We start from the raw sequence: 12,590 nt of genomic DNA, 5'->3' as shown, positions 1-12,590 counted from the left end.
CCCACCCGCAGCCAAGGTCTTCCCCGCGCCCCGTGCGAACCGCTAACGTGCGGGGCGCCGCCCTGTCCAGTCCATGTTGACGCAGACCTCACCGCCCCCTGCCGCCGCCGACGCCTGGCAGGCCCTCGCCCGCGCCACCACCGGCGACCAGCTCGCGCAGGCCTGGCTGGGCGTGCTGTGCCACGCGCTGCTGCATGCGCGCGCCGGCCTGGTGCTCATGGCCCAGCCCGACGGCGCCTACGCACCGGTGGCGGCCGAGCCGCCCGCGCAGGAGCTGGCCCACCTGGCCGACATCGCCACCGAAGCGCTGCGCCAGCGCACCGGCGTGCTGCGCCGCGACGAGGCCGGCGACGCCCTGCTGGCCTACCCGCTGACGCCGGCCGACAGCCTGTGCGGCGCCGTCGTGCTCGACCTGGGGCCTGCCGACACCGCGGCCACCGAGCGCGCCCGCCAGCTGACGCACTGGGGCGCGGGCTGGCTGCTGGACCTCATGCGCCAGGTCGACCAGGCCCGCGTGCACGCCGGCGCCCGCCAGGCCCGGGTGCTGCTGGACATCGTGCTGGCCGTGCAGAACGAGCCCGGCCAGCGCGAGGCCGCCCTCGCGCTGGTGCATGCCGTCGGCCGCGAACTGGGCTGCCACCAGGTCCAGCTCGCCATGGCCGAGGGCAGCACGCTGCGCCGCCAAGCCGTGTCCCACGCCGCCGTGTCCGACGACCGCAGCCAGCAGGCCCTGCTGGCACTGCAGGCCATGCACGAGGCCTTCGACCAGCGCCGCCACCTGTTGTGGCCCGAGCCTCCGGCGCCGGAGGGCGCGACGGGCATGACGATCACCGCCGGCCACGCACGCTACGCGCACGAGGTCGGCGCCAAGGCCTTGTGCAGCCTGCCGCTGGAGGCCGCGCACGAGACCGTCGGCGTCCTGCTGCTGGAGCGCGACCGGCCGTTCGCGGCCGACGAGATCGAGCTGCTCGACGCGCTGGCCCCGGCCGTCGGCCCACTGCTGGTGCTGCAGCGCGATGCGAGCCAGGGCGCCGCCGCCCGCCTGCGGCGCACGCTGCGCCGCGGCGTGCGCCTGGCCACCGACAGCGCCCACCCCGCGCTGAAGCTGGGCGTCGGCGCGGCGGCGCTGCTACTCCTGTTGCTGGCCATCGTGCCGGTGCCGTACCACGTCACCGCGCCGGCCGTCGTCGAGGGCGCCCGGCAGCGCGCGGCGGTGGCGCCGTTCGAGGGCTTCGTGCGCGAGGCGCCGGCCCGCGCGGGCGACGCCGTCAAGACCGGCCAGCTGCTCGCGCGGCTGGAGGACAAGGACCTGCTGCTGGAGAAGACCCGCTGGGAGTCCGAGCTGGAGGTGGCGCTGCGCAAGGAGCGTGAGGCGATGGCCCACGGCAACCGCGTCGACCAGCGCCTGGCCGCCGCCCAGGCCAACCAGGCGCGCGCCCAGCTGGACCTGGCCTCGTCCAAGCTGGAGCGCGTGGCCATCACGGCGCCGTTCGACGGCATCGTCGTCAAGGGCGACCTGTCGCAGCAGCTGGGTTCGCCGGTCGAGCAGGGCAAGGTGCTGTTCGAGGTCGCGCCGCTGAACGCCTGGCGCGTGATCCTGAAGGTCGACGAGCGCGACATCGGCCTCGTGCGGCCCGGCGCCGCCGGCGCCCTGGTGCTGGCCAGCCTGCCGGGCCAGCGCTGGCCGTTCACGGTGCGCAAGCTCACGCCGGTGTCGGTGCCCGAGGACGGCCGCAACCAGTTCCGCGTCGAGGCCGAGATCGGCGGCGCGGCACCCACGCTGAGCCCCAACATGGAAGGCGTCGGCAAGGTCGACGCCGGCTCGGCGCCGCTGCTGTGGGCGTGGACCCACCCGCTGCTGGACTGGCTGCGGCTGACGTGGTGGAAGGTTCTGCCATGACCGCACGGGCGCTGCTGGCTCCGTACTGGTACCGCGTCGCGGCGCTGCGCCCGCGGCTGCGCAGCCATGTGCGCCTGCACCGCCATGAGTACCGCGGCGAGGTCTGGCATGTGTTCGAGGACCGCGCCAGCGGCCGGCATCACCGCTTCAACGCGCAGGCCTGGGGCGTCATCGGCCTGTTCGACGGCCGCCGCAGCCTGGACGACATCTGGGCCCTGCTGTCCCGCGAGGTGACCGACGCGACGCCCACGCAGGCCGACATCGTCAAGCTGCTGGGCCAGCTGCACGCCGCCGACCTGCTGCTGGGCGACGTGACGCCCGACACCGCCGAGCTGTTCCAGCGCCGCAGCAAGCATGAGCGCCGCCAATGGCTAGGCCGCGTAGCCAACCCGCTGGCGATGCGCTTTCCGCTCGTCGACCCGGACCGGCTGCTGGAGCGACTGGCCCGGGCACTGCAGCCGGCACGCGGGCGCCTCGTCGTGGCGGCCTGGCTGGCCGTCGTGCTGCCCGCGCTGGCCATGCTGCCCTCGCACTGGCGCGAGCTGACCCACGGCTTCAGCGACCAGTGGCTGGCCTCCGGTCACCTGCTGATGCTGGCGGTGCTCTTCCCGCTCGTGAAGGTGGCGCACGAGCTGGGCCACGGCCTGGCCTGCAAGTGGCACGGCGGCGAGGTGCACGAGGCCGGCGTGCTGATGCTGGCCTTCTACCCCGTGCCCTATGTGGACGTCAGCCACTCCGCGGCCTTTGCCGGCAAGTGGCAGCGCGCGCTGGTGGGCGCGGCCGGCATGCTGACCGAGCTCTTCATCGCGGCGCTGGCTTTCTACGCCTGGCTTGCGCTGGAGCCGGGCCTGGCGCGCGGCATCGCGCACGGCGTGGCGGTGCTGGCCAGCGTGACGACGCTGTTCTTCAACGCCAACCCGCTGCTGCGCTATGACGGCTACTACATCCTGGCCGACCTGATCGAGATCCCCAACCTCGGCCCGCGTGCGCGGCAGTACACGCTGGAGCGCATCGAGCGCCGCGTGTTCGGCGTCGTGCCCGACGAGCCGATGGCCGTCACGCCGGGCGAGAGGCGCTGGTTCCTCGTCTACCAGCCGCTGTCGGTCGTGTACCGGCTGGTGGTGGCGCTGGGCATCGCCCTCTTCGTCGCGCAGCGCTTCTTCTTCATCGGCATCGGGCTGGCCGCCGTCAGCCTGGCGCAGGGGCTGGCGTGGCCGGTCGTGAAGGGCCTGCACGCGTTGCTGACGGCGCCGCGCTTCGCCGCCCGCAGCCGGCGCGTGCACCGCGTGCTGGCGGTCACGGTGGTGGCCCTGGCGCTGGTGCTGTTCGTGCTGCCGCTGCCGTATCACACGACGGCCGAAGGCGTGCTGTGGCTCCCTGAGCGGGCCATCGTGCGCGCGTCCACGGCCGGCTTCGTGCAGCAGGTGCTGGCCGAGCCCGGCCAGATGCTGCAGGCGGGCCAGCCCGTGGTGCAGACCCTCGAACCCGCGCTGGACGCAAGGCTGCAGGCCCAGGCCGCCAAGGTGGAGGAGACCGAGGCGCAGGTGGACGCGGCGTGGATGGTGTCTCAGGCCCACGCCCAGCAACTGCTGAAGGACCTGGAGCGAGAACAGGCCTCGCTCGCCCGGCTGCAGGACGAGGCCAGCCAGCTGACGCTGCGCGCCGGCGCGGCGGGCGCGCTGCTGATGGACCGCGCCGCCGACCTGCCCGGCCGCTGGCTGCGCAAGGGCGAGATCGTCGGCTACCTGCGCACGGGCGATGCGCCGCTGGTGCGGGTCGTCGTGCCGCAGTCCGACGTCGACACCGTCCGGCTCGCCACCGAACAGGTCGAGGTGCGGCTGCCCCAGGCCACCGCGCAGGTCTGGCCCGCGACGCTGCTGCGCGGCGTGCCGGCAGCCAGCCGCCAGCTGCCCAGTGCCGTGCTCGGCGCGCACGGCGGCGGCAGCGTCGTCACCGACCCGCAGGACGAGCAGGGCCTGCGCACGCTGGAGTCCGTTTTCGAGTTCGAGCTGCGCCTGCCGGCCGACGTGCCGCACGAGTTCCTCGGCAGCCGCGTGCATGTGCGCTTCGAGCACCCGGCCGAACCCATCGGTCTGCGCGCCTGGCGGGCGGTGCGCCGCGCCTTCCTGTCCACGTTCCATGTCTAGCCTGGCCCGCACCGCCTTCCCCGAACGCGCCGACCGGCCCACCTCGGCGCCCGACGCCTGGGCGCTGCGGCTGCTGGGGCGGCTGCGCCGCCGCCTGGCGCCGCCGGCAGCGCGGGAAGTGACGCGCCTGGGTGAGCTGCTGCAGCGCCGCCAGCCCGAGCTGCGCGCGCTGGACGATGCCGCGCTGCTGGCCCGGCTGCGCACGCTGGCCCGCCCGGCCGTACGCGAACTGCAGGCCGACGCGCTGCGCGAGGCGCTGGTCGCCACGGCCGAGCTGTCGCGCCGCGCGATGGGCCTGACGCCCTACCCCACGCAGCTGTTCGGCGCGATGACGCTGATCCGCGGCCAGCTCGCCGAGATGCAGACCGGCGAGGGCAAGACACTGACTGCGGGCCTCGCAGCCTGCCTGGCAGGCCTGGCCGGGCTGCCGGTGCACGTCGTCACCGTCAACGACTACCTGGCCGGCCGCGACGCCGACAAGAACCGCCCGCTGTTCGGCGCGGCCGGCCTGACGGTGGGCGTCGTTGCCCACGGCGTGGAGCGCCCCGAGCGCGTGCGCGCCTACGCCTGCGACATCGCCTACTGCACGAACAAGGAGCTGGTGTTCGACTACCTGCGCGACCGCGTCGCCCAGGGCGGGCGCGCCGGTGCGGCCCAGCTGCGCGCCCGCCGGCTCGCGAGGGGCACGCAAGGCCTGCCGGCCGACACCGTGCTGCGCGGCCTGCACTTCGCCATCGTCGACGAGGCCGACAGCATCTTCATCGACGAGGCGCGCACGCCGCTGATCCTGGCCGTGGAGGCCGGCGACGTGCCGCATGCCGAGGCCTACGCGCAGGCGCTCGGTCTGGTGGCAGGCTTCGAGCGCGGACGGCATTTCCGCATCGACGAGGCACGCCGCGAGCTGCATTTGACCGACGCGGGCGTGCAGGCCCTGGCCGACGCCACCGCCGGCCTCGGCGGCCCGTGGGGCGCGGCCCACCAGCGCGGCCACCTCGGCACGCAGGCGCTGCGCGCGCTGCACCTGTTCCGCCGCGACGAGCACTACCTCGTCGACGCCGAAGGCGAGGTGCAGATCATCGACGAGTACACCGGCCGCGTGCTGCCGGGCCGCACCTGGGAGCAGGGCCTGCACCAGATGATCGAGGCCAAGGAGGGCGTCGAGCTGAGCCCGCAGACGGCGACGCAGGCGCGCATCACCTACCAGCGCTTCTTCTGCCGCTACCTGCGCCTGGCCGGCATGAGCGGCACGGCGCGCGAGATGGTGGCGGAGTTCGCCGCCGTGTTCCGGCTCGCCACGGTGACCGTGCCGACGCACCGCCCCAGCGCCCGCGTCAGCCTGCCACCGCGGCTGCTGCCCGACGAGGCCGCCAAATGGGCCGCCGTGGCCGACTTCGTCGCCGAGCGCCACCGCGCCGGCCAGCCGGTGCTGGTGGGCACGCGCTCGGTGCTGTCGTCCGAGCGCCTGGGCGAGCTGCTGCAGGCGCGCGGCCTGGCGCACCGCGTGCTGAACGCGCGCCAGGACGCCGAGGAGGCCGCCATCGTCGCCGTGGCTGGCGAGCGCGGCGCCGTCACGGTGGCCACCAACATGGCCGGCCGCGGCACCGACATCGGCCTGGGGCCGGGTGTCGCCGAGCTGGGCGGCCTGTGCGTGGTGCTGACCGAATACCACGAGTCGCCCCGCATCGACCGCCAGCTCGTGGGCCGCTGCGCGCGCCAGGGCGACCCGGGCACCGCCGTCGCCATCGTCGCGCTGGACGACGAACTGCTGCGCCAGCACGGCGGCCACGAGGCCCGCCTGCTGGCCTGGGCCGAAGCTGCCGGCGCGGCCGGCGTCGGCCGCCTGCTGCAGCGCGCGCGGGTGGCGGCGCAGCGCCGCGCCGAACGCATGCACGCTCGCACCCGGCGCGAGACGATGCGCCAGGACGAAAGAATCGACCGCATGACCGCCTTTTCGGGTGACCCGACATGACTGCCAAACCCCTGCCCGCCTGCCTGCTCGTCTCCCTGCTCGGCGCCGTCGCGCTGCCGGCCCTGGCTGCCGAATCCGGCTTCACCTGCCTCATCGAGCCCATGCAGCGCGTGGAGCTGCGCAGCCCCGTCGAGGGGCGCATCGACGCCATCCACGTCGAGCGCGGCGCCGAGGTGAAGAAAGGCCAGGTGCTGGTGGAGCTGGACACCAACGTCGAGCGCGCCGCGCTGGACGCGGCCAAGTACCGCTCCGTCATGCAGGGCCAGATCAAGAGTGCCGACAGCCGGCTCGCTGCCGCGAAGGACAAGTTCCAGCGCCGCGACGCCCTCGTCAAGGAGCGCTACATCGCCACGCAGGACCGCGACGATTCGCTGGCCGAGATGCGCGTGGCCGAGGCCAACCTCGTCGAGGCCCAGGACAACCAGCGCCTGGCCGCGCTGGAGCAGCGCCGCCTGAACGAGACCGTGGAGCAACGCCGCCTGCGCAGCCCGATCAGCGGCGTCGTCACCGAGCGGCTGCAGGCCGTCGGCGAGGTGGCGCAGTCGGGCGAGAACGCCAAGCCCGTGCTGCGCCTGGCCCAGACCGACCCGCTGCGCGTGGAGGTGGTGCTGCCGGTGGCGATGTACGGCAAGGTCAGGCGCGGCGACAAGGCCAGCGTTGACGCCGAGGCGCCGTTGACGGGCCGCTACACGGCCAGCGTCACCATCGTCGACCGCGTCGTCGACGCGGCCAGCGGCACCTTCGGCGTGCGGCTGGAGCTGCCCAATCCCAAGGGCGAGATCCCGGCCGGCATCAAGTGCCGGGCCCGCTTCAACTGATCGCGATTTGCGGCCGGCCAGGCCGCCGGGGCGCGGTCACTGCGATATGTCCATCGAGACGTCTTCCGCCTTCAGGTTCTCGGCACGGGACACGAAGGCCTGCTGATAGTTCTCGTAGATCACCTCCTGCTGGCGCAGTGGCGACGGTTCATACGCGAAGTAGCTGGTGATGGTCTTCTGCGCCTGCTGCTGCTCTACCTTGATCGCCAGGCAGTGGTGGTCGGTGAGCGCCTTCTCCTGGCCGTCGCTGAGCAGCGCGGTGGAGATCTCCAGGCCCGGCCGCGCGTAAACGCGGTCGAGCCGCGAGTAGGTGTGACGCCCCTCCTCGCTCCCCTTGGTCGTGGCACCCAGGCGCACCGACTGATCGACGAAGCCGCTGGCGTCGACGTCGTGCGTGCGCAGGTTGAAGTCGCCCAGCACCATGTCGAAGCGGCCGGCGTTGGCCAGCACCGCCTCGGCGTAGGTCTGCGCAAACGGCTCCTCATGTTCGTCGCCCGAGCTCGGCCCGGGCGCATGCAGCGCGAGGAAGCTGGCCTTGGCGTCGGCGGACCGGACGGTGATGACGACCGGGTCACGGAAGTGATCCGCGGGCTTGAAGGTGCCCACCTGGGCCTTGTCCAGCGCCTGCTGACGCCCGGAGGCGGTGCTGCTGCGCGGTTCCCTGAGCGCATTGAGGCGGGCCGCGTTCAGCTGCGCGGACTGGATCTCCTGCTGATGGAGCAGCTTGCACTTGCTGTCGAAGTCGGTCCGCCAGCCGGTGAAGACTTCCGGTTTGTCGACGGTGGCGCCGTTGCCCGCGATGAGCAGGATGTTCTCCTTCACCGAGGAGCCCCCGCCGGCGGGCACCCACCCGGCCTGCAGGCTGGAGGCATGGATGCCCGTGCCGATCGCGTCAAGCACCGCCTGAGGCTTGGTTTTGTTCTCGTAGACCACCAGCACGAAGGGCTTGCCGCCCGTGACCTCGTTGATGACCTGGCCGATGACGGGCGCAAACTGCGCCGCCTTCTCCTCGGTGACCTTCTGGATGTTCCAGGACAGGATGATCATGGTGACGTTCCTCTCGTCGTGCCTGCGGCGCCGCCTGACGGCACCGGTCCCCTGTCGGGCAGGGGCTGCGGGCGTGGCGACCGGACCCCAGCCCTTCAGGCCGAAGCCAGGGACCATACGGCAGCCAGGCCGGGCTCGGCACGGCGCTGCCCCCCTAGGTCCGCTGGGGATGCATCCTGAAACCTGGGCTTGCCAAGCCTAACGGTGCAGGCTCGCGGTGACCCAGGGCCCCGTGAGCCCGTCCAGTTCGCAGTCCCACAGCGCCTGGGCGTCCATCTCGTCGACGACACCCTCGCCGTAGACCTTCAGCGCGAGGCTGCGCAGCATGATGACCATGCCGCGCACGAAGGCCGCGCGGCCCGCCTCGCCGGCCACGCCCAGCAGCACCGAGGCGTCCAGCTTCACGTAGTCCAGGCCGGCCTGGTACAGCCGCTCGACCTGGGCCAGCCCGGCCCCCGCGTGCTCCAGGCCCAGCTTGACGCCCAGCGGGCGCAGCTGCACGCCCAGCTCCAGCAGGCGCTCGAAATGCTCGGTCGCCGCGGCTTCGGCCAGGTCCAGCAGCAGCGCCCGCGTCGCCTGCGGCCACTGGCCCAGCAGGTCGCGCAGTTGCGGCAGGAAGCTCGCATCGGCCAGCGAAGCCGGAGCGACGTTGATGCAGCGCGCCTGGCCGTCGCCTGCGATGGCCTTCAGCGCCAGGCGCACGGCAAACAAGTCCACCGCCGCCGTCAGCCGCGAACGGGCGGCAAACGGCAGCCATGCGGCGGCGGGCAGGAGCTCGCCGTCGGGCTGCAGCTGCAGTTGCAGCGGGCACTCCAGGTGCAGCACATGGCCGCCGCGGTCGCGCACCGGGAACTCGACGAGCCGGCCGCGCTCCCGCGTCACCGCCTCTTGCAACTGCGCACGCCACAGGCCCTCGCCCTGCTCGCGTCCCACACCGGGGTCGGCCACGATGTCGACGACGAAGCCGCCACGCGACTCGCTCAGGTGCTCGGCGCGGGCCAGCGCGGCATCGGCCTCGCCCAGCCAGACGCTGCTGGGCCGCTCGCGCGGCAGCTCGATGGCGCCCAGCGCGACCTGCACGCCAGGCCCGAACGCGGGCAGGCTGGCGCGCAGCGCGTCGGACAGCGCATGCGCCGTCTCGGCGGCCACGCCGTCGGCCGGCAACCACAGCGCGAAGTCGCCGCCGTTCAGGCGACCGACGCGGCAGCCCGACACCGACTCGGGATAGGCCTGCAGCGCCGTGACGATGGTCAGCAGCACGTCGTCCACCGCAGCGCGGCCCAGCCGCGCGTTCAGGCCCGACAGGTCGCGCAGCCGCACGAGCACGAGGCCGGCCACGGCCGGGCCGTCGTCGCGCTGCAGCGCGGCGTCCAGCTCCGCCAGGAAATGCTTGCGCGTGGACACGCCCGTCAGGGGGTCGTGATGCACCTGCTCGCGCAGCACCAGCAGCTGGCCGGCCTGTGCCTCGAACAGGTCGCGTACGCGCTGCACCATCGCGTTCATCGCGCGCGTCAGCCGCTGCAGCTCGGGCACGCGCGGCTCGGCGACCTGGCCGTAGCTGCCGGCCAGCACGCCCTCGGCCTGGGCCACGGCGGCGTCCAGCGGGCGGCGGATGCGGCGCAAGCCCGCCCAGGCCACCACCGCCGCGGCGATGCCCACCACCAGCAGCCAGGCCAGCAGCCGGCGCGAGGCCAGCCACAGCGTGTCGTGCGCGTAGCTCGAATGGCTCTTGAGCTCCACCGAGCCGATCGCGTTCCAGCCACTCGACAGCTGAGCCACGCCCGGCGCGGCCTCCATGGGCACCAGCTCGCGGAACCATGCTGGCGACTGCCCCGGCTTGGCCGCGCCCGTGCGCTCGAACAGCGTCTCACCCTGCGCGCCGCGCCAGCGCACGAACTCGTAGGCGCCGGTGTCGTACTGGGCGGAGATGAGCAGCTTGATCAACTCGGCGTCACCGCCCTGCTGCGAAAGCGCCAGCGCCAGCGCCTGCGCGTTGTCGGCGTTCTTCAGCGCCAACTGCGTCTGCATCAGTTGGCGCAGCGACAGCGTGGACAGCCCGACCGCCCCCACCAGCGAGGCCAGCACCACGCCCAGCACCAGCCAGGCGATCTGACGCATCAACGACATGTTGCGTTCCTCATCACAAGAATCCTTCCGCCTTGACCTTGGCCACCAGGTCCCGCCACATCGACAGCCGCGCCAGCGGGTCGCCCGCCGTCACCTGGCCCGTGCCCTGCCACAGCCCCTCGGTGTTGAAGCTGAACACCGGCGTCAAGTCCGCGCGCTGCGAGGCCGGCAGCACCTCCGGGCGCAGGTTGTCCAGGATCAGCGGCTCGGCGCCCGGCTGGGGATAGTAGGCCAGCACCATGTGGGCCAGCGACTGCCCGCCCAGCCGCGCCCGCACATAAACCATGCGCAGCTTGGCCGTCGGCACACCCGAGGCGGCCAGGCTGAAGTACTTCGCGATGGCGTAGTCCTCGCAGTCGCCGGCACGCTTTTCCAGGCTCTCCAGCGGCGTGGCCCAGTAGTCGGGTACGCCCCAGACCACCGAGTCATCCTTGAAGGCGAGCCGGCGGTTGAAGAAGTCGTTGATGTCCTTGAGCCGCAGCAACTCGTCCTGGGTGCCGCTGCGCTCGATCTGCTGCACCAGTGCCTGCGCCTGCTCCGCGACGCGCGGACCGCGCCCGGCGGCGGTCTCCAGCACACGCGATGCGTCGTAGGCGGCGGCCACCAGCACCGGCATGGCGACCAGCGCGGCCAGCCACCACCGGCGCTGCCGGGGTGCAAAGGCGAAACAGGCGGGCGAAGTCGGCAAGATTGACGGCGGTCGGCAGTTGATTTCACTGTAACCGGACGTTGCGCCCCTAAGATTTTCGGATATGCAGAACCCGGCACCTTCCCACGCCAACGGCTCCCGCACGCAGCGCATCCGCGACGACCTGGATCAGTCGCGCCGCCGCGGGCCCTTGCAGCACATCCAGATCCCGCCCTGCCCGGCGTTGCTGGCCCAGCTCCAGCAGGCCATGAGCACGCCGGAGCCAGACCTCAACCTCGTTGCCCGCATTGCATCCAGCGACGTGGCCATGGCCGCCACGCTGCTGCGCATCGCCAACGGCCCGCTGTTCAAGCCCGTGGGCCTGCCCTGCACGACGGTGGGGCAGGCGATGACGCGCATCGGCCTGCGCGAGAGCGTGGCCGTCATGACCGGCTTCCTCGCGCAGCACGCCATCCCCGTCAACGCGCCGCAGCTGGCGCGCTTCTGGGAGCGCAGCACCAAGCGGGCCATCGCCATGGCCACCCTCGCGCACGAGCTGCCAGGCCTGTCGCCGGACCTGGCGCACAGCTTCGGGCTGTTCCTGCATGTGGGCCAGCCGGTGCTGCTGCAGAGCGTGCGCGGCTACGCGGCGACGATGGTGGAGGCCGGCGCGCGCATCGACCGCCCCTACATCGCCACCGAGAACGCCAACCACAAGACCGACCACGCCGTCGTCGGCGCGCTGGTCGTCCGGGTCTGGAACCTGCCACCGCCGCTGATGAGCGCCATCCGGCTGCACCACGACTTCTCGGCGCTGGGCCATGCCGACATCGACGCCGAGGTGCACACGCTGGTCGCCGCCGGCCTCATCGCCGAGCACCTGATGCGCCGCCATGAAGGCCTGCCAGAAGACGCCGACTGGGCCGGCCACCACCAGGCTGCCATGGACTGGCTGCACATCGGCTGGGACGAGCTGGCGCACTGGGAAGAAGCCGTCAACGCGCAGCTCGACGCCGCCTGAGCCCGATGCGGCTGCCCCGCCTGCGCGTCATCGTGCTGGCCGCCATGATCGTGGGCACGCTTGCCACGCTCGGCTGGTGGATCTTCGGCCCGCCCGGCGTGGCCGTGGAGCTGACGCGGCGCAGCTGGCGCTACGAGATCGTCGTCGAGCGGCTGCGCGAAGAGAGCGGCTCGGACTGGTGCGAAGACCTCCCCGCCGACGCCCGCGACGTGACGCGCCGCATCATGGCCGACCCCGCCGGCAAGCATGCCGAGCCCGCCGAGCACTGCCGCTACACGCAGCTGGCCTGGCGCCGCAGCTGGATCGTCAAGAACGAGGGCGGCCCCGCAGACCGCCCCGACTGGCCGCGCCCGCCACTGCGCATGGCCCCGCCGGGCCAGCCCGGCAGTGAGCGGCTGGGCAAGCGCGAGGCCTTCTTCGAGATCGAACTGCGCGACCGCGAGAACCACGCCTGGGTCTGCCGCCTGACGCCTGAGCATTGGCGGCAACTGCGCGTGGGCCAGCGCTTCCGCATCCCGGTGGACCGCTTCGGCACGGCGAACTGCCCGGCAATGGTCGAATCCAGGATCTGAAGCGCGCGCGTCAGTGCATCAGCTGCCAGGCGCCGACGATGACATTGCCCCACACCGTGATGTTGAAGCCCAGCAGCGTGAAGGCGCGCAGGAAGTTCCACATCTTGGCCGCCCGCTCCAGCGCCTCGTCGGCGCCCGTGACAAGGTAGAGGCCCAGGTAGAACACCGACGGCAACAAGGTGGCCGCCATGACAAACAGCATGAACCCGTAGAAGAAACTCATGCCCGCATTGTGGCGGGCAGGCCGGTGCATTTGCTTACTCGCTTGCACGTACCCGTCCCATGCGCCGCGCTGACCTTCCCAGGTCAACCCACCCGCGGCGAATGGCATTGAGCAGGCCCCAGGCCACCCTCACACGCC

At 72.6% G+C, this 12,590-nt stretch carries 10 protein-coding genes; 6 read left to right on the top strand and 4 right to left on the bottom strand.

Features of this window, described 5'->3' with window-relative positions; all coding sequences use genetic code 11:
* Positions 1-73 precede the first annotated feature (73 nt).
* Genes ACG04R_RS20510 through ACG04R_RS20495 form a run of 4 tightly spaced genes read left to right on the top strand, consistent with a single transcriptional unit; the run spans position 74 to position 6,834 of the window.
* Complete coding sequence (locus ACG04R_RS20510; RefSeq protein WP_394415227.1) at positions 74-1,900, top strand: efflux RND transporter periplasmic adaptor subunit; 1,827 nt, start codon at positions 74-76, stop codon at positions 1,898-1,900.
* On the top strand, positions 1,897-4,047 hold the full coding sequence (locus tag ACG04R_RS20505) for a PqqD family peptide modification chaperone (RefSeq protein ID WP_394415224.1): 2,151 nt from the start codon (positions 1,897-1,899) through the stop codon (positions 4,045-4,047). The genes ACG04R_RS20510 and ACG04R_RS20505 overlap by 4 nt, the downstream gene beginning before the upstream one ends.
* Positions 4,040-6,016: a preprotein translocase subunit SecA gene (locus tag ACG04R_RS20500; RefSeq protein WP_394415220.1), complete on the top strand. Its 1,977-nt coding sequence runs from the start codon at positions 4,040-4,042 to the stop codon at positions 6,014-6,016. Before ACG04R_RS20505 ends, ACG04R_RS20500 begins: the two co-directional genes overlap by 8 nt.
* Complete coding sequence (locus ACG04R_RS20495) at positions 6,013-6,834, top strand: efflux RND transporter periplasmic adaptor subunit (RefSeq protein WP_394415217.1); 822 nt, start codon at positions 6,013-6,015, stop codon at positions 6,832-6,834. The genes ACG04R_RS20500 and ACG04R_RS20495 overlap by 4 nt, the downstream gene beginning before the upstream one ends.
* Before the next feature lie 36 nt (positions 6,835-6,870).
* Here the strand turns inward: ACG04R_RS20495 and ACG04R_RS20490 are convergent, their stop codons facing one another.
* The 3 genes from ACG04R_RS20490 to ACG04R_RS20480 form a co-directional block, all read right to left on the bottom strand.
* Entirely contained in the window at positions 6,871-7,881 is a 1,011-nt protein-coding gene (locus tag ACG04R_RS20490) for a hypothetical protein (protein WP_394415214.1), read from the bottom strand.
* Positions 7,882-8,079: 198 nt separating this feature from the next.
* Positions 8,080-10,008 carry a bifunctional diguanylate cyclase/phosphodiesterase gene (locus ACG04R_RS20485; RefSeq protein WP_394415211.1) on the bottom strand — a complete coding sequence of 643 codons (1,929 nt, stop codon included), beginning with the start codon at positions 10,006-10,008 and terminating at the stop codon, positions 8,080-8,082.
* A gap of 13 nt (positions 10,009-10,021) precedes the next feature.
* Positions 10,022-10,696 carry a transglutaminase-like cysteine peptidase gene (locus ACG04R_RS20480; RefSeq protein ID WP_394415208.1) on the bottom strand — a complete coding sequence of 225 codons (675 nt, stop codon included), beginning with the start codon at positions 10,694-10,696 and terminating at the stop codon, positions 10,022-10,024.
* Positions 10,697-10,760: 64 nt separating this feature from the next.
* Here ACG04R_RS20480 and ACG04R_RS20475 point away from each other — a divergent pair, with 64 nt between their 5' ends.
* Both ACG04R_RS20475 and ACG04R_RS20470 read left to right on the top strand, forming a co-directional pair.
* Positions 10,761-11,657, top strand: a complete 897-nt coding sequence (locus ACG04R_RS20475; RefSeq protein ID WP_394415205.1) for an HDOD domain-containing protein — start codon at positions 10,761-10,763, stop codon at positions 11,655-11,657.
* Between the two features lie 5 nt (positions 11,658-11,662).
* Positions 11,663-12,229: a hypothetical protein gene (locus tag ACG04R_RS20470; protein WP_394415202.1), complete on the top strand. Its 567-nt coding sequence runs from the start codon at positions 11,663-11,665 to the stop codon at positions 12,227-12,229.
* A 10-nt stretch (positions 12,230-12,239) separates the two neighbouring features.
* On the opposite strand, the gene ACG04R_RS20465 is transcribed toward ACG04R_RS20470, so the two are convergent.
* Positions 12,240-12,452 (bottom strand): hypothetical protein, encoded by a 213-nt coding sequence (locus ACG04R_RS20465; RefSeq protein ID WP_394415199.1) that lies wholly within the window; start codon positions 12,450-12,452, stop codon positions 12,240-12,242.
* Positions 12,453-12,590: the final 138 nt, after the last annotated feature.

This window comes from Pelomonas candidula, from assembly GCF_043555985.1.
Lineage (GTDB): Bacteria > Pseudomonadota > Gammaproteobacteria > Burkholderiales > Burkholderiaceae_C > Pelomonas > Pelomonas candidula.
The sequence above is the reverse complement of the archived record's forward strand: the minus strand, read 5'-3'. Positions and strand labels throughout refer to the sequence as shown.

Coding starts and splice junctions, on each gene's coding strand:
- ACG04R_RS20505 (WP_394415224.1), top strand. CDS start 1,897: ATGACCGCACGGGCGCTGCTGGCTCCGTACTGGTACCGCGTCGCGGCG.
- ACG04R_RS20510 (WP_394415227.1), top strand. CDS start 74: ATGTTGACGCAGACCTCACCGCCCCCTGCCGCCGCCGACGCCTGGCAG.
- ACG04R_RS20490 (WP_394415214.1), bottom strand. CDS start 7,881: ATGATCATCCTGTCCTGGAACATCCAGAAGGTCACCGAGGAGAAGGCG.
- ACG04R_RS20485 (WP_394415211.1), bottom strand. CDS start 10,008: ATGTCGTTGATGCGTCAGATCGCCTGGCTGGTGCTGGGCGTGGTGCTG.
- ACG04R_RS20465 (WP_394415199.1), bottom strand. CDS start 12,452: ATGAGTTTCTTCTACGGGTTCATGCTGTTTGTCATGGCGGCCACCTTG.
- ACG04R_RS20475 (WP_394415205.1), top strand. CDS start 10,761: ATGCAGAACCCGGCACCTTCCCACGCCAACGGCTCCCGCACGCAGCGC.
- ACG04R_RS20495 (WP_394415217.1), top strand. CDS start 6,013: ATGACTGCCAAACCCCTGCCCGCCTGCCTGCTCGTCTCCCTGCTCGGC.
- ACG04R_RS20470 (WP_394415202.1), top strand. CDS start 11,663: ATGCGGCTGCCCCGCCTGCGCGTCATCGTGCTGGCCGCCATGATCGTG.
- ACG04R_RS20500 (WP_394415220.1), top strand. CDS start 4,040: ATGTCTAGCCTGGCCCGCACCGCCTTCCCCGAACGCGCCGACCGGCCC.